Origin of the sequence: Pseudomonas capeferrum (assembly GCF_013523055.1) — a bacterium.
In the GTDB taxonomy this organism is placed as follows: Bacteria; Pseudomonadota; Gammaproteobacteria; order Pseudomonadales; family Pseudomonadaceae; genus Aquipseudomonas; species Aquipseudomonas capeferrum_A.
The window spans coordinates 96,928-115,705 of the sequence record NZ_JAAMQM010000020.1 but is presented as its reverse complement, the minus strand read 5'-3'; the positions used below and the strand labels follow the sequence as shown (position 1 = coordinate 115,705).

The window sequence follows — 18,778 nt, the reverse complement described above, 5'->3', positions numbered from 1 at the left end:
CTCGCATGCGCGGAGCAAAATCTGTTGTATGGAGCCCCTTCGAGCTACGAAAGGGGCTTTTTTATTTCAGTCCGCGAACGGCAGGGTCAGCGTTTTCCACAAGGCGGTGCCGTCGTTGGCCAGTACTTGGCGGCCAATGCGCTCCGACCACCAATGCTCACTGCCTGCCTCAGCTCGCCACTGCCAGAGCCGACGGGTGTAATAGTGCAGGCTGTGTTCGTCGGTCACTCCGATCGCCCCGAATACCTGGTGCGCGATGGCTGCAGAGCGGGTGGCAGCGCGGCCTACCAGGCTTTTGGCGATAGCCGCGCCATAGCTGGCATTGCCGGCATCGACTTGGCGTGCAGCATACAGCCCGGCCACCTGGGCGCTGGCAGCGTGCGCGGCGAGCTCGGCAATCATTTGCTGGATCGCCTGGAACTTGGCAATCGGTCGGCCGAATTGCACGCGCGTATTGGCGTATTCCACGCACAGGTCCAGCACCGTACCCATCGCGCCGGCCATTTGCACGCTGCGCAGCGTAGCGAGGTGGGGGCGAAGGCCTAGCGCGTCGAGAAACGGCGCCGGGTGCATCTGCAGCGGGCTGGCGTTTGCCAACACGAAATTGGCGCAGGGCAGGCGGTCCAAGGTGCGCACAGCCTGCTGCACGCCTGCGTCGGCGCGCATCAGGCACAGGTGGGTGACACCGTCGCGCAGCGCCGTCACGACCACATGAGCGGCGGCTGGCAGCCAGCTCAGTTGCGCATCCTGGCCATGTACCCTGTTCTGGTCGTCCAGCTCAAAGGCTTCTCCAGAAAGCGTCAGTACCCCTTCAGGTACCTCCAGGCCTGCGCGGGCGAGCGCCCAGGCGGCGAGGGCGGTTTCCCCTAGCGGCGCAGGTGCCGCATGGCTTCCGCACAGGCGCAGCACCGGCTCGCTTTGCGCCCAACTAAGGCCCGCACCGCCGGCGTCTTCATCCATCAGCGCCAGGGTGATACCCATCGCTTCGATGGCCTGCCAGAGTTCGCCGTCCAGCGTGCCGCGTTCGGCCTGCACCCAGCTGTCTCGGTTGATGTGGGCGGCAAAAAGGCGCTGCACTTGCTCGGTCAGCATGTCGCTTATGTTCATTTCGCTGTCACTCATTTCAGTCCTAGCCCCTTGGCGATGATGCCGCGCAGAATTTCCCGGGTGCCGCCGCGCAGGGTGAAGACCGGTACATTCTGCACCAGGAATGCCTGGAGCTCGCTGAGCCGATCCTGCCCATCGATCCGCGATGGGCAATCGAGCAGCTCACGCACCAGGTCTGGAATCCGCTGCTCATGGAGGTTGCCCAGGTCTTTGACTAGCGCTGCTTCCTTGGCCGGTGAATGGCCGCCTTGCAGCTGGCCTACGATGGACAGCGACATCTCGCGCAGCACGGCAAGCTCTGCCACTGCCTCGCCCAAGCGGCGCGCGGCGAGGCGATCGCAAGCCCCAGCCTCACGTAGGGCGTCGATGGTCAGTGGCAGCAGTGGGAACGCGCTCATGTAGCGGTCGGGCTGGCTGCGTTCGTAGGCCAGTTCGCCGCTGGCTTGCGCCCAGCCTTCACCCTCGCGGCCCACGAGCATGTCATCAGCCACGAATACGTTGTCGAACGTCACTTCGTTGAAGTGGGCTTCACCGGTCAGGTCGTGAATCGGTCGCACTTCGATGCCGCTAGCACGCATGTCGATGATGTATTGCGACAAGCCTTTGTGCTTCTCTGTATCGGCCGGGCCGCCAGAGCGGAACAGGCCGATCATGAAGTCGCACAGGTGGGCGTTGGTGGTCCATACCTTGCGCCCGTTCAGGCGCCAGCCGCCCTCTACGCGGGTCGCGCGGGAGCGCAGCGAGGCCAAGTCGGAACCCGAATCCGGCTCACTGAGGCCGATGCAGAACGACGCCTCACCTTGGGCGATCATTGGTAGGAAACGCCGGCGTTGCGCCTCGGTGCCCAGACGCAGTAACAGCGGGCCACTCTGGCGATCGCCGAACCAGTGGGCACCCAGGGGGGCGCCAACAGCGAGCATTTCTTCCACGACTACATAACGCTCCAAGCCCGAGCGCTCATGGCCGCCATAGGCTCCCGGCCAGGTCATACCGATCCAACCGCGCTGGGCGACTTCACGGCTGAATGCGCGGTCGAAACCGGTCCAGGAGTGGCCCACCTTCCAGCCTGACCACTGGGTTGCGGCTTCGGCCAGGAACGCTCGGGCCTCCTGGCGTAGGGGCTCAAGCGAGGAGGGCAGTTGCAGGGGTTGGAAACTGAATACGGAGGTCAAGGCAATTCCCTCAAATGACGTTGCGCTGGCGCAACTCGGCGATACGCTCGGTCGAGAAGCCGAGCCACTCGCCCAGCACGGCGTCGGTGTGCTCACCCACGGCCGGCGGAGCATGCTTGTAGCGCACCGGGGTGGCCGAGAAGCGCATCGGGCTTGCAGCCGAGCGCACGGTGCCGTTCACGGGGTGCTCCTGCACCACGATCATCTCCCGCTCGATCACGTGCGGGTCTTGCTCAAGGTCTTGCATATCGTTGATGGGCCCGCAGGACACGGTGTTGGCATTCAGGTGTTCGATCCACTCGGCTTTGCTACGCCCCTCCAGGGCCGCGCTCAATTGCTGCGACAATGCTTGGCGGTTAGCCACCCGCGCGCCGTTCTTGGCGAAGCGTGGGTCGTCTAGCCAATCTTCACGACCCACTGCCTTGGCCAGGCGTGCAAACTCACGGTCATTGAAGGTCGCGACCAGGATGAACCCGTCATCGACGGGGTAAACGCCATAGGGCGAAGCGCTAGGGTGGTCGTTGCCGGTGCGGCCCAGCTCCTTGCCGGCGTTGAACCAGGCGGAAAAGGTATTGAGCAGGGTTGCAGCCTGGGCGTCGAACAGCGACACATCGATATGCTGGCCTTCACCCGTATTGTTGCGATGATTGAGTGCACCGAGAACGCCAATCGCAGCGTAAAGGCCGGCACAAATATCAGCGACCGGAATGCCCACGCGCAGTGGGCCTTCCCCCGGTTCGCCGTCGCGGTGGCCGGTAACCGACATGACCCCAGCCATTGCCTGGATCAGGTAGTCATAGCCCGAGCGGTTGGCGTAGGGGCCGGTTTGGCCGAAGCCGGTGATGGAGCAGCAGATCAGGCGCGGGTTGATCTTGCGCAGGTCGTCATAGCCCAGCCCGTATTTGGCCAGGGTGCCGGTGCGGTAGTTTTCCAGCAGCACGTCGCAATTTGCTACCAGTTGGCGAATCAGTTCGGCGCCTTCAGGCTGCGCGAAGTCGACGGTAATGGAGCGCTTGTTGCGGTTGGCCGCCTGGCTGTAGGTGGACTCCTGGTGAGGCTGGCCCTCGGTGCTGGTGATCCAGGGCGGGCCAATGCGACGGATGTCATCGCCTTCGCCTTGACGCTCGACCTTGATGACCTCCGCGCCAAGGTCTGCCAGGATTTGCCCGGCGTAGGGCCCGGCAATCACGCGGGTCATGTCGAGTACACGGATACCGCTGAGTGCTTCTGCAGAGATACTGTTCATAGTCATACCGCGATGGTGTAGCCGCCATTGACCGAAAGGACTTGGCCGGTGATATAGGAAGCCCCTTCCGAGAGCAGGAAGCAGACCGGTACCGAGACTTCTTCGGGCGAAGCGAAACGGCCTAGGGCGATCTGCTGCAGGTAGCTGTCAAGAAAGCGCGGGTCGGTTCGTACTTTTTCGGTCATGGCGGTTTCCACCATGCCAAAGCACACGGCATTAGCACGCACCCCATGCTTGGCCCATTCGCGGGCGGCGGTCATGGCCATGCCGAACATCCCCGACTTGGCCGCCGAGTAGTTGATTTGCCCCAGGCTGCCGCGGCGCCCAGCGTCGGACGAGATGAACACAATCGAGCCGCAGGCCTTGTCGCCGGCTTTGCTGCGCTCGAGCAGGTGGCGGCCAACCGCTTGGGTGAACAGGAAGGAGCCGGTGAGGTGTACGTCCAACACTTGCTGCCATTGCTCGAGGGTCATCTTCTCAATCAACGCCGGGCGCCCGATGCCAGCGTTATTGACCAGCCCATGCACGGCACCGAAGCGTGCAATGGCACGGTCGACCGCGCTTTGCACGAAATCGGCGTCGGCCACACCGCCGGCCAGCGGTAAATAGCGCTCGCCGAGGGTTTCAGCGGCGGCCTCCAATGCCTGTTGATTAAGGTCCACTGCGGCCACGTTGGCACCGAGTTCGATGGCAAGGCGGGCAATGCCCAAGCCTATGCCTTGGCCGGCGCCGGTGATGATGATGGTGCGTCCCTCAAGGGACATAGGGTTTTTAATGGCCATGACGTTCGCCTGATTCTTGTGGGTCGAAAATGACAAAAAACTGTTCAGTGCCACCGGCTATTCGCGCCTTGACGCGCAGGCCAATGCTGACTTGCTCAGCCGCCATGCCCTCTACGCGGGACATGAGGCGCGGGCCTTCATCCAGGTCGACCAACACCACGCAATACGGGCTAGCCGGGGGTTTGGGCCGCACCACGGTGACCGCATAGACGGTGCCCAGGCCGCTGGCCTCTACCCACTCCAGGTCAGTAGCCCCGGTGCCGGGCTCGACAACCCGCGGATAAAAAAAATGACGCTGACTGGCCCGGCTGCGTTGGAGCATGAAGCGGCCCTGGCTGAGGTGAGTCTGGAAATCGAGATCGGGGCATAAGGGCATGATGTGCGGTCCTGATGAACGCCTGATAATCCAAGGTGGACAGCGCGATAAAGCTGTCATGTTGTTAGCAATTGCTGGGTAACCCTATATCTTGTCGATTGACTATGTCATGTAGAACGTTAAAACTGTCGATCAGTTAGTTTTCAATATGGGTCCATTCATACGGCGAGTCAAGCCACGGCCACTTTCGTAAACACGGGAATTCTGATGACTGACAGTTCGAACTCGCTCTGGGCGCCGTTGCGCTTTCGATCCTTTCGCTGGCTGTGGCTCGGCGCGCTGGCAATGAACCTGGCGATCTGGATGCAGAACGTGGGGGCGGCCTGGTTAATGGTGTCCCTGAGCAGTTCGCCGATGCTGGTGGCGTTGGTCCAGACTGCGATCAGCCTGCCGTCGTTTTTCTTCGGCCTGCCTGGCGGTGTGTTCGCAGACATCTTTGATCGGCGGCGTTATTTGCTGCTGACGCACTTGGGGATGCTGTTGGCAGCGTTGGCGCTGGTTGGCTTCTGCATCACCGGCATGATCGGTCCCTGGTCGTTGCTGGCGCTGACCTTCGCCTTCGGGATTGGCTTCGCCCTGCAAGGGCCGGCCTGGTACACCACCCAAGCTGAAGCGGTGCCGCGAGATTTCATGGCGTCCGCGATGGCGCTGTCGTCGGTCTCCTACAGTGCGGCCCGTGCGGTGGGTCCGGCCTTGGCGGGCGGTGTGTTGGCGGTTTCCGGCATCGTCAGCGTGTTTTTGATCTGCACTGCGCTGTTGCTTGGCTCGGTGCTGGTGGTGACCTTTATGAGCAAGCCCACCATGGACCTGACGTTGCCTGCGCAGGGGGTGTGGGCGGGGTTGCGAGATGCGCTGCGCTACGCCCGTTATTCGCAGGTTGTGCGCAGCCAGTGCTTGCGCACGCTTGCCTTCGTTGGCGCGGGCAGCGCCCTGTGGGCGCTGCTACCAGTGATAGCCAGCGGCTCTGGAGGCGCCGGCAACTACGGCTTGCTGCTCGGTAGCATTGGCGTTGGCACCTTGTGCGGCGCTTTGTTCCTACCGATGCTCAAAGCCCGCTTGGAAATCAATCAGCTGGTTACCTTCGCGTGCCTCATCTACGCCTTGGGCATGTTGGTGGTGGCGCAGGTACCCAACCCTGTCATGCAATGTGTGGCGTTGTTTTTTGCCGGCATGGGCTGGCTCGGTGTAGGCACCGTCAACCTGGTGGCTATCCAGAGCACGGTGCCGCCGTGGATCCGAGCCCGCTCCGTGGCGATCTACATGCTTGCATTCCAAGGCTCGCTTGCCCTTGGCGGAGCTGCCTGGGGCGCGGTAGCGACGCACATCGGCGCCGGTGAGGCGTTGCTCGTTGCCTCGTTGATGGTGGTGCTGTCGCTACTGGTGATGCGCCGCTACCGTGCCCGTGTCGGGGAGGAGGCGGAGGTAACGCCTTCTGGCCATGAAGTTCCGGGCTTCTCCTTTACCCATTTGCAGCCAGAGGACGGGCCAGTGACCGTCCAGTTCGCGTACCAGATCCGTGCTGAGGACCGTGTCGAGTTTCTTCGCCGGGTGCATGCGATGGGGCTCAATCGACGGCGCGATGGCGCAAGTTTCTGGTGTATCTACCGTGAGCTGGAGCGGCCGGGGTGGTACATGGAGCGCTTCACGGTGGACTCCTGGTCTGACTACGTGCGCCAGCAAAGCCGATCTACCCAGGCAGATCGTGAGGCGCAAGAGCGGGTACGGAAACTGCACGTCGGTGACCAGGGGCCAGAGCTGTCCCACTGTATTGCCGAGTCGATGCCGGTGCCGTCGGAACCTGGCGAGCGCCTGCGCACTGGTAGATGAGCAGGTACTAAGCGACGTCGAGCCGGCGATGCCTTGGCCAAGCTTTTTTGACCAGATGAGTGGATACAGCCGCGCCAACCTGCAACTGACCGAGGCCGCGTTGAGCGCACTGGGCGGGGCGCTGGAAACGCGTGTAGACCTTGCACGTCGGCAAATGATCTCGCTGCTGTCCGGGTTGGGGTTGGTGTTCTTATCGGTGCTTTACCTCTACGGTGCGCTCTACCTGTCTGTGCGACGCGTGCTCGGTGACCTGGATGCCGTCATGCAGCGAGTTGCAGCAGGGGAATATGACGGCTAGTTTCCAGGGCAGCAGTCAGGACGAATTGGCCCATTTAGGCTCGACTATCAATGGCGCCGTGGGCAAATCCAAGACCTTATCCTGCGGGTCAGCGGGGTGGCTGTGCAGGTTGGCAAGCAAACCGAACTCGTGCAGTCGGTGTCCGCCGTCAGCGCGCAGCGGTCGTGGCCGGTGAAGTGCGAACCCTGGCACGGCGAACCCAACACTCCACTACTGAAATCGAGCGAATGATCGACAGCCTGCGCAACCGCGTCGGCGCCACGGTGAAGACGATGGGGGACAGCCATCAGATGGCCGGTGCCACGGCAAGTCAGGCGGACCATGCTGAAACTGCCCTGGACAATATCCTCACGGCCATAGGCCTGATCGTCGAGCAGAGTCAACAGATCGCCGCCGCAGCCGAGCAGCAAACGGCGGTTTCGCAGGGGATCGGCAGATCAGCCAGGTCGGCGACTGCACCCCCCAAGGGGCAGCGCGTTCCGAGCAAGCCAGCGAACAGCTGCTCGGCCAAGTGGGGCACTTGCAACAGGCCATAGCGGCGTTCAGGATCTGAGCGTTGCCTTACTTAGAAAAAAGGCCTGCAGTTCTAGCCGGCAGGCCTTGCACATTGTCAACCAACTGCCTCCGGTCTGGGCAACCTCACTGCCACAACGGCGGCACTACCACGGCGGTATCATAACGGCTTAGTCACGCACCCCTTCAAGCAGGCCCTTGAGGTTACTGCTCATGACGCGCTTGGCCTGGGTATCGTTGAGGTCGGCGATGTCCTTGAAGAAGTCCCACGGGTGGGCCAAGCCCTCCGGGTGAGGCCAATCGCTGCCAAACAAGATACGGTTCTCCCCCATCACCTCGCACAGGCGCAGCACAGGGTCTTCGTAGAAGGGCGATACGAACACATGCTTCTTGAAGCTTTCCACCGGGTCGGTCTTGAATGCCCGAGGCATCTTTTTGTAGTTCAGGGCAAGGCGGCCCAGTAGCGGCTCCAGCCAAGCACTGCCGTTTTCCAACGAGGCTATGCGCACATCGGGGAAGCGATCGAAGACGCCGTGGCAGATCAGCGATGCCAGCGTGTCGGAGATGGCACGGCCCATCCAGTCCAGGATCTCTGGAAACGGCTCCTTCTCGAACGGGCGGAATTCGCCCTTGCCACCGGCAGTCCACCAGCGGTTGATCTTGTCATAGCCGGAATCCGAGACGTGCAGCATGACGAAGATCTTCGCTTCGTTGACCCGCGCCCAGAAGGGGTCGAATTCAGGCATGCCTGGGGCACGGCCGGCTAATGGGTCCTTGGTCCCGGCGACGGGCGCGGGCCGTATACCCACCACACGTGCCCCGTGCTTGAGCACGTATTCCAGCTCTTCGACAGCGCGGTCGACGTCGAACAGGTTGATCATCGGTACTGGGAACAGACGGTTATCGCGGGCGAAACCACAACCTTCTGCCAACCACTGGTTGGAAGCGTGCATCAAGGCCGCAATGGCATCCGGCTTGTCGGCCAGACGCTCTTCGATCACCGACGCCAGGGTTGGGATGAACAGGCCAGCATGGATTTTCTGTTCGTCCATGACCTTCAGGTGCGCCGCACCATCGAAGAACGCCGGGTCGGAGGGCACCGGCTCACCACCGATTTCGCGCAGCGACAGGCCTTCTGGGTTGTCGCCGCGGTACCAGTGCTCGTGGGCGCCCGGGGCGGCGACTACATCAAAGGTCGGGTTGGGGATGTAGTCGCTGATCACGCCGCCCACTGCCAGCTTGGTGCGGCCATTGACCTGCACGTACTGGAATTCCTTGCGGTATTGCTTGGGCAAGTGCGTCAGGAACGCTTCCGGCGGCTCGTAGAAATGCCTGTCAACATCGTAGATCGGGTAATCGACTTTACGCATCATGGCCTCTGCAATCGGTGTGGCTGTTAAGTGAAACTGACTGTATGTTAGTTAATGTGTGGCGTCAAGACACCGTAAATTGACGTAAGTCATGGTTTACTAACTGACACTTTGTCAACGAAAGGGCACTAGCCCGGAGAGCTTTGATATGCGCGATGCATTGGCAGGTAAGGTTGCTGTGGTGGTAGGCGGGAGCAGTGGAATTGGCTTGGCGACGGTCTCTGCGCTGCTAAGCGCGGGCTATGACGTGTACGCCACCGGGGTCGCGCTAACGGAGGTAGAGGCCTGCCGCGCGCAGGCGTCCCTGGCCGGAGTACGTTTTTCCGTTCTGGATGTACGCGACAGCCAGGCGGTGACGGGCTATTTCGCCGAACTCGAGCGTCTCGATATCCTGGTCAACTCCGCCGGTATCGGCCGCGGTGCCGCGGAGTTCGGGGAAGAGGGCTTTCTACAAACGCTGGATATAAACCTCAACGGCTCCATGCGCTGCTGCTATGCCGCCCGGGCGCTGTTGGCGCGCAACGGCGGGGCCATCGTCAACCTTGCCTCAGTGATGAGCTTCTTCGGCAGCCCTACCGCACCGGCGTATGCCGCCAGTAAAGGTGCTGTTGCACAATTGACCCGCAGCCTGGCAGTGGCCTGGGGCAAAGATGGCATCAGGGTCAACGCCGTGGCCCCGGGTTGGACAGATACGCCCATGACCCGCGGGATCCAGGAGCAGGCTAGCGAGCGCAATGCGCGGGTACTGGCGCGTACGCCGCTCGGGCGCTGGGCGCAGCCTGACGAGATTGCTGCCTGCATCGCGTTCCTGGTGTCGCCTGCGGCTTCATTCGTCACTGGCCATGTGCTCGCAGCCGATGGCGGATACATGGCGAGCGGGGTCTAGATAAACCGGGCCCGGCAGGCGTCGGGCCCCGTTTTCACGCCCCGTAGCCCGACAGGGCTACATCACTCTGATGCCTGAAAGCTAATAAGGCAGTTGCCGCCGGTGTTACCTGCGCATAGCCTGCTCCTCACACCGGCGAGCCGGAACAACCCCCAAACAAAATAAACGACAACATGTTGTCAATATGGAAATGAGGTGTCATAGTTTGAATACGACGTCCGATACCAATGGCACCGTGACGTTCGACCACTCGGTACATAGCGAGCAGGGTGCTCGCGTGGCGCTATTGGTCGATGAGGTGCTGCGTTTACACGGCCGAGTGGTGAGCGCAAAGAAGCCTTCAGCTTTAGGCAGTTCGGCCCAGGCTATCGTGCTGGCCTCCGTGGTACTGGCGCAGGATCCGCCGACCGTGGCTCGGATTGCGCGCAGCCTGGGCTATAGCCGCCAGGCAGTGCAGCGGGTGGCGGATGTATTGGTAGAGAACGGGCACGTGCTCTATCAGGATAACCCGCATCACAAGACCTCCAGGCAACTGGAGGCAACCGAACAGGGCAAGCAGGCCTATGCCGAGGCCAATCGGGAGAGCGCGCAGTGGACCGAGCGCGTCTCCGCGGGGCTAAGCGCGCAGGAGCTAGAGCAGGCACTGAGTGTCTTGAGGCGAATTCGCCGGAACCTTGAAACGGACAAGCAAGCGTCCGCAGGAGGGCCGGCATAACAATAAAAAACCGGTAAACGGGAGGTAAGTCGATGGGCCCCACTACGCGTACACCAGGGCATATCGCCAGACAGGCGATGCGGGTAGTCAGGAGGCAGGCCAGATGACGGCGACCCTTCCCGATTTCGATGGGCTACTGGATTGGGCGGCCTTGGCGCCCTGGATCGAGGCAGCCGGGCTGCCGGGTAGCGGCCCGGTGACCGCCGTCAGCCAGCTCAGCGGTGGTTCGCAAAACAACCTGTTCCTCATGCAGCGCGGCACTGGGCGTTTTGTCCTGCGTCGCCCACCGCGGCATTTGCGCGGCAACAGCAATGAGACGATGGCTCGCGAAGCCCGGGTGCTGGCAGCCCTTGCCGGCAGCGCCGTACCCCATCCACGACTGCTGGCGGCGAGCACCGACGGCGCAGTGATGGGGATGAATTTCTATGCGATGGAGCCACTTGAAGGGTTTTCCCCGGCAGGCCCATTGCAGGGGCGCTATGCCACAGACGCCACCTGGCGCAGATGCATGGGCGAAGCATTCGTGAGCGCCGCCGCAGCGCTGGGTGCACTGGATTATAAAGCGCTCGGCCTTGATGGCTTCGGCCGCCCCAATGATTGGCATAGCCGCCAGGTAGAGCGCTGGCGCTCCCAGCTTGAAGGCTATCGGCAAACCCCGGGCTATAGCGAAACCGCGCTGCCTGAGGTCGACCTCGTTGAGCGCTGGCTTAACGACAACCTACCTACAGACCGGCGCATTGGCATCATTCACGGCGACTACCAATGGCCCAACGTCATGTTCTCACTCGAGGCACCGCGTATATCCGGGCTGATCGACTGGGAACTGTCGACCCTGGGCGATCCGCTGCTGGACCTCGCCTGGGTGCTGACCTCGTGGCGGGAGCCGGGTGACCCTGAGGGAGGCGTAGGTGCCAACCCGGTGGTGCAACCGTGGGCTGATTTCATGAGCCGAGCTGATCTGATCAACCTCTATGGGCAGCTCAGTGGCCGGGACATGTTGAGCATGCCGTGGTTCTTCGTACTTGCCTGCTACAAGCTCGCCTGCCTGCTGGAAGGCACCTACGCACGCTCGCTGGTAGGTAAGGCCCCCAGGGAAATGGGCGCTTACCTGCACGATTACGCCCGCTGGCTGATGGCCAAGGCTCGACAACTCATCGCCGCCGCCTGATGCGGTTCATTGGAGAATGACAGATGTGGGATTTTGCAACCGACCCTGAATTCCAAACCAAGCTGGACTGGATCGACCAGTTCCTGCGCGAAGAAGTCGAGCCGCTGGATGTGCTCTACCCCTCGGTGAGCGTGGTGTACGACACACGCCATGCGCAGTCCCGGGCGATCCTCAAGCCGTTGCAGGAGAAAGTCCGCCAGCAAAACCTGTGGGCTTGCCACCTTGACCCCCACCTGGGCGGGGAGGGCTACGGGCAGCTCAAGCTGGCGCTGATGAACGAGCGACTGGGCCGGTCCCTTTGGGCGCCTACTGTGTTCGGCACTGCTGCACCCGACACCGGCAACGCAGAAATCCTCGCCATGTTCGGCACCGCGCAACAAAAAGCGCGCTACCTGCAGCCGCTGCTGGATGGCAACATCGTTTCTTGCTTCTCGATGACTGAGCCGCAAGGCGGCGCGGACCCGCGGGTGTTTACTACCCGCGCAGTCCGTGAGGGTGACGATTGGGTGATCAATGGTGAGAAGTGGTATTCATCGAACGCCCGGTATGCCGAGTTCATCCTGGTATTGGCCGTTACTGCGCCAGATGCGCCGATCCAGAGCCGCATGTCCATGTTCATCGTGCCGCGCGAGGCACCGGGGCTGAAGATCATTCGTAATGTGCCGCACATGGGCGAGCGCCTGGAGCAGGACGAAGCCACCGAAGGCTACCTGCACTACGACAATGTGCGGGTGCCGCTGGATCATCTGCTCGGCGAAATCGGCGGCGGTTTCGCGGTGGCCCAGGCACGCCTGGGCGGCGGTCGCATTCACCATGCCATGCGCACGGTTGGCCAGTGCCAGAGAGCGCTGGACATGATGTGCGAACGCGCGCTTAGCCGGCGCACCCAAGGCACATTGCTGGCAGAAAAGGGTACGGTCCAGGCCATGCTCGCCGATACCCAGATCGAACTGGAGCAGTTCCGCCTGCTGGTGCTCAAGACCGCCTGGCTGATCGACAACAGCCATGGCGACCCGCGCAAGGCCCGCGGCCATATCGCCATGGTCAAGGTGGCGATGGCGAAGATCTACTACGAGGTGGTGCGCCGCGCTATCCACCTGCATGGGTCGCTGGGGGCGACCTTCGAAACGCCGCTGGCCTACATGTGGAACAGCGTACCCACCATGGGCCTGGCAGATGGCCCCACCGAGGTGCACCAGGTCACCGTTGCCCGCGAGCTATTGCGCAACTACAAGGCCGCCGATGGGCTGTTCCCCTCTGAACACTTGCCGCCAAAAATCGAGGCCGCACGCACTCGCTATGCCCATATCCTGGAGAAAACCAATGACCGATAGCCTGTTCGATTTCACCGGAAAAGTCATTCTGGTAACGGGCGGCAGCCGTGGGCTGGGCTATCAAATGGTCAAGGCGTTTGCCGAACGCGGCGCCGATGTGATTATCGCCAGCCGCAAACTGGACGCCTGCGAAAGCGTCGCCCAGGAGGTTCGAGCGCTGGGGCGGCGTGCCTTGGCTGTAGCTTGTCACGTGGGCAGGTGGGCCGAGGTCGAACATCTGGTCGAGGTCGCCTACGCCGAATTCGGCCGTATCGACGTGCTGGTCAACAACGCCGGCATGTCTCCAGCTGTGCCCAGCCATGAGGTGACTGAGGCGTTGTTCGACAAAGTGCTGGGCCTGAACTTCAAGGGGCCGTTTCGCCTCAGCGCGCTGGTCGCCCAGCGCATGGCACTGGGCGAGGGCGGCTCGATCATCAATATCAGCAGCACTGGCGGCATCCGGCCGTCACCGCAAATCGTCCCATACGCCGGTGCAAAAGCCGCGCTCAATGCGATGAGCGTCGGGCTGGCCCAGGAATATGGTCCAAAGGTACGGGTCAACACCATCTCCGCCGGGCCGTTTCTTACCGACATCGCCAAGGCCTGGAGCGAAGACATGCGCCAGAGCTGCGCCAACGCCGTGGGTCGACCGGGCCAGCCCGAAGAGATCATCACCACCGCGCTCTACCTGGCCAGCCCTTATTCGACGTACACCAGCTGTGCGTTGATCAAGGTAGACGGCGGTATGTCGTAGCCCAGAGGCTGTTGCCCCCTCGGCGCCCCCAAGCGAGTTCCTACAACAATAAGAGGTCGGCCCATGCAGTTATCAGGCAGGAAGGCAATCGTCACTGGCGGTGCCCGCGGTATAGGTGCCAGCGTGGTACGAGCCTATGTCGAGCAAGGCGCGCAAGTGGTTTCCCTGGACGTATTGGACGAGCAGGGCACCGCCCTGGTCGCTGAGTTGGAACGCAGTTACCCAGGCCAGGCGATGTTCTTGCGTTGCGATATCGCGCACAAGGATCAAGTGGATGCAGCGTTCAGCGAGGCGGTTGCCTGGCTCGGCGGGCTCGATGTACTCGCCAACGTCGCGGCGGTCGAGCGTACCGCCCTGGCCGAGGCGATTGCCCAACCGGACTGGGACCTGATTTTCGACGTCAATGTGCGCGGCACACTTCACACCAATCAGGCCGCGTTTCCCCACCTGCAGGAACGCGGCGGGCGGATCATCAACTTCGGCTCGGCTGCAGGCCTGGGTGGGATGCCTGGCGCCGCGCATTACGCCGCATCCAAAGGCGCGGTGCTGGCCTGGACTCGCACCCTGGCCCAGGAGTGGGCGCGTTACGGGATCACCGTGAACGCGCTCGCGCCGATGATCTGGACCCCGATGTATGACACCCACCGGGCCAAGATGAGTGCCGCAGAACTGGCCGCCCACGACCAGATGCTCAGCCGCCTGATCCCGCTGGGTGGCAAGCTTGGTGATGCCGAGCAGGACCTGGCGCCTGTGATGGTGTTCCTCGCGGGAGAAGGCTCGCGCTTTATCACCGGGCAAACCCTGTGTGTGGATGGCGGCACGGTGCCGGTGCGCTGAGAGGGCGAGCGATGCACGAATTTACCAACAAGACAGTGGTTATCACCGGCGCCGCCAGTGGCCTTGGCCTGGCCATGGCACAGGCTTTTCAGCGCGAAGGCATGCGCGTGGTACTTGGCGACTTGCCGGGGCCTGCCCTGGACGCAGCCGGGATCTCCCTCGCGGCTATGGGCGGGGAAGTGTTGACGATCGCAGTAGATGTCGCCGACCTCGCCTCGGTAGAGGCCTTGGCATGCCAGGTGGATGCCATCGGCGGTGCGGATATTGTGTGCAATAACGCAGGTATTACTGGCGACCGGCCCAGAAACAGCTGGGAACACGACATCGGTAACTGGCAACGGGTGCTGGGCGTCAACCTGATGGGCGTGGTCCACGGGCTGCACAGTTTCGTGCCGCGGCTGCTGCGTCAAGGCCGCGCGGCCCATATTGTCAATACCGCCTCTATGGGCGGCTTGATGGCCCTGCCATTCATTGCCCCGTATGTAGCGGCCAAATCGGCGGTGGTGGCGTTGTCGGAGTCCCTGTGCAACGAGTTGGCCATCGAGGGTGCCGATATTGGCGTCTCGGTGCTCTGCCCAGGGCTGGTACCAACCGGCCTCACGGGCCCGGGGCGCGATCATCATCTGTCTCGAGTAGCCGAGCCGTCGGCGGCGGCCCTGGCCTTCCAATATCGCGCACAAGACGCCCTTGAGCACGCTGTGCTGAGCGCCGAAGACGTCGCGCAAACAGTCCTTGCAGCTATTCGCGAAAACCAGTTCTACGTACTCAGCCACGAGGGCTCCCTGGCCCTGGCAGGGCAGCGCTGGCAACGCCTGGTCGAACAATACCCATCTGGAGTGAAACCATGACCTTTTCCACCCAATTAAACGACAGGGCGCTATCCGGCTGGTCGGTCGGCCAGATGGACACCGTCAATGACGTGGTCCGTCGCGCAGCCCGAGAGCACGGCGAGCGGCCCTTCCTCGACGTACAGGGCGAGCTCTATAGCTATGCTGCCATCCAGCGCGAGAGCTGCAGGCTGGCCAACGGCCTGGCGGCGCTGGGCGTCAGCAAGGGTCAAACGGTCGTTACCATTCTGGATAACAACGCCGATGCAGTCTTGCTTTGGTTTGCCCTGAACAAGCTGGGGGCTATCAGCGTGCCGGTAAATACCGCGCTCAAGGGTGAATTTCTGCGCCACCAGATCGCCGACGCCACCGCCCAAGTGGTGATTGCCGAGACCGAGTATGCCGAGCGGCTGGCCTTGGTAGCGGAGCAACTGCCGCAGCTCAAATGCGTTGTTCACCGCGGGCGCGCACCTGAGGCGGACTTGGCCGGCACCACACTGCTGTCCTTGGAAAGCCTGCGCAGTGACGACCTCACGGACCCGGCCATTGAAGTATTGCCCAGTGACCTCAGCCTGCTCATCTACACCGGCGGGACTACAGGCCCGTCCAAGGGCTGCATGATCAGCCATAACAATGCCTGCAATGAAGCGCGGCAGATCATCGAAGCCCATGGGCGTACCGCCGAGTCGATTACCTGGACGCCACTGCCGTTGTTCCACCTCAACGCCACGGTAACCACCATCTTGTGCAACCTGATGATCGGTGCGCGCGCGGTGATCTACCCACGGTTTTCGGTATCCGGCTTCTGGGCGGACATCGAGCGCAGTGGTGCCAACGAGGCCAACTTGCTTGCCTCGATGGGCCCGCTACTCGCCGAGGCGCCGGACAACGACGCGATGGCGCGCTGTTATGGTCAGCTCAACAAGGTCTACTCGGCGCCTTTCCCACCCGAGCTGCAAGCGCGCTGGCGCGAGCGTTTTGGCGTGAAGCATACGGTCGGCGGGGCAGGCTTTGGCCTTACCGAATGCGCAATCGTTACCCTGTTGCCCTTTGGCCAACCGGAAAAGCCAAATTGCGCCGGGCGCCGTTGCGATGCGTTCGACATCCGCGTGGTCGACGACCATGATGTGGAGCTGCCCTATGGCACAGCCGGTGAACTGATCGTTCGTCCGCTCAAGCCCCACGTGATGTTCGAGGGCTATTGGAACCGTCCGGCGGACACCCTCAAGGTAATGCGCAACATGTGGTTCCACACCGGCGACATCGGCAAGATGGACGAAGACGGTTTCTTCTTCTTTCTCGACCGCAAGAAGGACTACATGCGTCGCGGTGGCGAGAATATCTCCGGTTTCGAGATGGAGCGCAGCTTCATTGCTCATCCAGAGATAGAGGAAGTGGCAGTGCATGCGGTGTTTTCCGAACTCTCGGAGGACGAAGTCAAGGTTACTGCAGTTTTGCGTGAAGGCAGCAACCTCAGCGAAGAGCAGCTCTGCCGTTGGGCCATCGAGCGCGTGCCGTATTACGCGGTGCCGCGCTTCATCGAGTTCCGCCCGAGCCTGCCGCGCAGCCCAGTGGGGCGCATCCTCAAGTACCAGCTGCGCGAAGAGGGCGTCACGGCCCACACCTGGGACCGGGTCAAGGCCAAACTCACCTTTGCCAAACGCTAAGCGCAGTCACGCGAAGCATGCTGCACAGCTCAAAAAATAAAAGAGTGTCACTTATTGATTTCTCGGGTATAGAATCCAGCTAAAACAACTACAAGATAACGCGGGGTATACAGATGAGTTCCCAGCACGACCACAAGCCTTCCCTGGCCATTGACCTAACCGAGTTTCGCCAGGGCTGGCGGGTGCTGATCCTGGCACTGCTGGGTATCGGCACCTCGGTGGGGGTGGCCCCGCTGTATTCATTCGGCACGTTGGTGCTGCCCCTGCAAGAGGCGTTCGGCTGGTCTCGTGAGCAGATCCAACCGGCAATCGCGTTTCTTTTTGCCTTCAGCATTATTGCCGTGCAGATCAGCGGGTGGATGATTCGCCGTTATGGCCTGAGGCCGGTGGCGATTTGCTCGCTGGTAACCTTGTCCGTCGGTTTTTTGTTGCTCACCCTGATGACGGGCGCCATCTGGCAACTGTATGCAGGCTATGCCCTGCTGGCGTTCGCCGGCATGGGCACTACCGTGGTCACCTGGACCCAGCTGGTTAACCTCTGGTTCGAGCGTAACCGCGGCTTGGCCCTGGCCATCATCCTCTGCGGCACCGGGCTTGCCGCCCTGGTGCTGCCGCCGTCGATCAGCTGGCTGATCAGCATGACTGACTGGCGTGCCGGGTTCTGGGTGCTGGCAGCCTTGCCGTTGTTGATCACGCTGCCACTTAGCGTGTTGTGGATGCGCAGCGACAGCCCGATTACCCAAGCGGCTGCGGCCCCTGGCGAGGCACCTCGGCTACCCGGGATGAGCCTGCGCCAAGCTGCACTGGCGCCACGCTTCTGGCTCTGTAACCTGGCCTTGGTGCTCTCGGTAACCTCCATGATCGGTATGGTGACCAGTACCGTGCCAATGTTGCGGGACAAGGGGCTGTCTGCCACTGACGCTGCGCTGGCATTCAGCGTCTACGGTATTTCGCTGATCCTCGGCCGGGTAGTGGTGGGTTACCTGGTGGACCGAATCTGGGCACCGGGGGTTGCGTTCGTGGTGCTGTCGCTGCCTGCGCTGGGCTGCTTGATCTTCGCCGCAACCGACACTCACATGACTAGTCTGATGCTGGCCTCGGTGCTGGTGGGGCTTGGCTCGGGCGCCGAGATGGACATCGCTGCATTCTTGATGGCGCGGTATTTCGGCATGCGTGACTACAGCCGTATCTTCAGCTTGCACATGGGTTTTATTGGGCTGGGGGCTACCGCCGCCCCGTTGTACTTCGCCTACCTGTACGCCCAGACCGGCTCCTACGCCGGCTTGCTGACTCACGGTACCGTCACCTTCGCCCTAGGCGCAGTGCTGATTCTAGCCATGGGACGCTACCCGAAATTCGATCTGGGCGGCGCAGCGCACCCTGCACCGGGCCGGTCAGGGCAGGAGGCGCACACGCTTACCGGTAGCGAAGTGTCGGGAGCCAGTAAATGAACAGCAAGAACGCCCAGGAAGTCAGCGCTTTCGTCGCCAGGGTGCCCGCCGAATGCGGGATGGACCCATTGCTGGCTCATCTCGAGATCTTCGGCGCGCCTGAATTTGACGAGGCCGGCGCAATCCTGCGCCTGCGCCTGCGCGACCATCACCTCAACGGCAACGCGAGTGCCCATGGCGGGCTGCTCATGACCCTGATGGATGCCGTGCTGGCCTGCTGTACGCTCGGGCATGGCAGCGGTCGGGGTTGCGTGACCGTGGAGCTGAAAACCAACTTCATGCGCCCAGGTGGAACTGCCGGTGATTTGCTGGTGGCCCGCGGTTTCCTGCGCTCCAGCGGCAGGTCTCTGGCTTTCTGCGATGGTGAAGTGCGCAATGAGGCAGGTGAGCTGTTAGCGACGGCCTCGGGTACCTTCAAGTACGTCAACTTGCGCGCGACGCCAACCCTGCCACAGCCTACCTAGGGATA

General features: G+C 62.1%; 19 protein-coding genes. 13 read left to right on the top strand and 6 right to left on the bottom strand.

Annotated elements, in window-relative coordinates; genetic code table 11:
- Positions 1-66 precede the first annotated feature (66 nt).
- From G7009_RS21425 to G7009_RS21405, 5 genes are read right to left on the bottom strand one after another with little or no spacing between them, the layout of a single operon-like run.
- Positions 67-1,122, bottom strand: coding sequence for an acyl-CoA dehydrogenase family protein (locus G7009_RS21425; RefSeq protein ID WP_181132097.1), 1,056 nt, complete (start codon positions 1,120-1,122; stop codon positions 67-69).
- Positions 1,119-2,279: an acyl-CoA dehydrogenase family protein gene (locus G7009_RS21420; protein ID WP_181132096.1), complete on the bottom strand. Its 1,161-nt coding sequence runs from the start codon at positions 2,277-2,279 to the stop codon at positions 1,119-1,121. Before G7009_RS21420 ends, G7009_RS21425 begins: the two co-directional genes overlap by 4 nt.
- A gap of 10 nt (positions 2,280-2,289) precedes the next feature.
- The gene (locus tag G7009_RS21415) at positions 2,290-3,531 is read right to left on the bottom strand and encodes a CaiB/BaiF CoA transferase family protein (RefSeq protein ID WP_181132095.1); all 1,242 of its coding nucleotides are present in this window, start codon (positions 3,529-3,531) and stop codon (positions 2,290-2,292) included.
- Positions 3,528-4,307 (bottom strand): SDR family NAD(P)-dependent oxidoreductase, encoded by a 780-nt coding sequence (locus tag G7009_RS21410; protein ID WP_181132094.1) that lies wholly within the window; start codon positions 4,305-4,307, stop codon positions 3,528-3,530. The genes G7009_RS21415 and G7009_RS21410 overlap by 4 nt, the downstream gene beginning before the upstream one ends.
- Positions 4,297-4,683 (bottom strand): Zn-ribbon domain-containing OB-fold protein, encoded by a 387-nt coding sequence (locus tag G7009_RS21405; RefSeq protein WP_181132093.1) that lies wholly within the window; start codon positions 4,681-4,683, stop codon positions 4,297-4,299. Before G7009_RS21405 ends, G7009_RS21410 begins: the two co-directional genes overlap by 11 nt.
- 207 nt (positions 4,684-4,890) lie before the next feature.
- On the opposite strand from G7009_RS21405, the gene G7009_RS21400 reads away from it, so the two are divergent.
- Genes G7009_RS21400 through G7009_RS21390 form a run of 3 tightly spaced genes read left to right on the top strand, consistent with a single transcriptional unit; the run spans position 4,891 to position 7,344 of the window.
- Positions 4,891-6,510, top strand: coding sequence for an MFS transporter (locus G7009_RS21400; protein ID WP_181132092.1), 1,620 nt, complete (start codon positions 4,891-4,893; stop codon positions 6,508-6,510).
- Between the two features lie 55 nt (positions 6,511-6,565).
- Positions 6,566-6,808, top strand: coding sequence for a hypothetical protein (locus G7009_RS21395; RefSeq protein WP_181132091.1), 243 nt, complete (start codon positions 6,566-6,568; stop codon positions 6,806-6,808).
- 50 nt (positions 6,809-6,858) lie between these two features.
- Positions 6,859-7,344, top strand: a complete 486-nt coding sequence (locus G7009_RS21390) for a methyl-accepting chemotaxis protein (protein WP_258198019.1) — start codon at positions 6,859-6,861, stop codon at positions 7,342-7,344.
- A gap of 147 nt (positions 7,345-7,491) precedes the next feature.
- Here G7009_RS21390 and G7009_RS21385 read toward each other — a convergent pair whose 3' ends face one another.
- Entirely contained in the window at positions 7,492-8,691 is a 1,200-nt protein-coding gene (locus G7009_RS21385; RefSeq protein ID WP_181132089.1) for an amidohydrolase family protein, read from the bottom strand.
- A gap of 148 nt (positions 8,692-8,839) precedes the next feature.
- On the opposite strand from G7009_RS21385, the gene G7009_RS21380 reads away from it, so the two are divergent.
- The 10 genes from G7009_RS21380 to G7009_RS21335 all read left to right on the top strand — a co-directional run bounded on the left by G7009_RS21380 (position 8,840) and on the right by G7009_RS21335 (position 18,773).
- Positions 8,840-9,577, top strand: coding sequence for an SDR family NAD(P)-dependent oxidoreductase (locus G7009_RS21380; protein ID WP_181132088.1), 738 nt, complete (start codon positions 8,840-8,842; stop codon positions 9,575-9,577).
- 205 nt (positions 9,578-9,782) lie between these two features.
- Positions 9,783-10,292 (top strand): MarR family winged helix-turn-helix transcriptional regulator, encoded by a 510-nt coding sequence (locus G7009_RS21375; RefSeq protein ID WP_181132087.1) that lies wholly within the window; start codon positions 9,783-9,785, stop codon positions 10,290-10,292.
- Between the two features lie 103 nt (positions 10,293-10,395).
- Entirely contained in the window at positions 10,396-11,460 is a 1,065-nt protein-coding gene (locus tag G7009_RS21370) for a phosphotransferase family protein (protein WP_181132086.1), read from the top strand.
- Positions 11,461-11,483: 23 nt separating this feature from the next.
- Complete coding sequence (locus G7009_RS21365; RefSeq protein ID WP_181132085.1) at positions 11,484-12,794, top strand: acyl-CoA dehydrogenase family protein; 1,311 nt, start codon at positions 11,484-11,486, stop codon at positions 12,792-12,794.
- On the top strand, positions 12,784-13,527 hold the full coding sequence (locus tag G7009_RS21360; RefSeq protein ID WP_181132084.1) for an SDR family NAD(P)-dependent oxidoreductase: 744 nt from the start codon (positions 12,784-12,786) through the stop codon (positions 13,525-13,527). Before G7009_RS21365 ends, G7009_RS21360 begins: the two co-directional genes overlap by 11 nt.
- 63 nt (positions 13,528-13,590) lie before the next feature.
- Entirely contained in the window at positions 13,591-14,364 is a 774-nt protein-coding gene (locus tag G7009_RS21355; protein WP_181132083.1) for an SDR family NAD(P)-dependent oxidoreductase, read from the top strand.
- An 11-nt stretch (positions 14,365-14,375) separates the two neighbouring features.
- Complete coding sequence (locus G7009_RS21350) at positions 14,376-15,212, top strand: SDR family NAD(P)-dependent oxidoreductase (protein WP_181132082.1); 837 nt, start codon at positions 14,376-14,378, stop codon at positions 15,210-15,212.
- Positions 15,209-16,858 carry an AMP-binding protein gene (locus G7009_RS21345; RefSeq protein WP_181132081.1) on the top strand — a complete coding sequence of 550 codons (1,650 nt, stop codon included), beginning with the start codon at positions 15,209-15,211 and terminating at the stop codon, positions 16,856-16,858. The genes G7009_RS21350 and G7009_RS21345 overlap by 4 nt, the downstream gene beginning before the upstream one ends.
- 113 nt (positions 16,859-16,971) lie before the next feature.
- On the top strand, positions 16,972-18,309 hold the full coding sequence (locus tag G7009_RS21340; protein WP_181132080.1) for an MFS transporter: 1,338 nt from the start codon (positions 16,972-16,974) through the stop codon (positions 18,307-18,309).
- On the top strand, positions 18,306-18,773 hold the full coding sequence (locus G7009_RS21335) for a PaaI family thioesterase (RefSeq protein WP_181132079.1): 468 nt from the start codon (positions 18,306-18,308) through the stop codon (positions 18,771-18,773). Before G7009_RS21340 ends, G7009_RS21335 begins: the two co-directional genes overlap by 4 nt.
- Positions 18,774-18,778 lie beyond the last annotated feature (5 nt).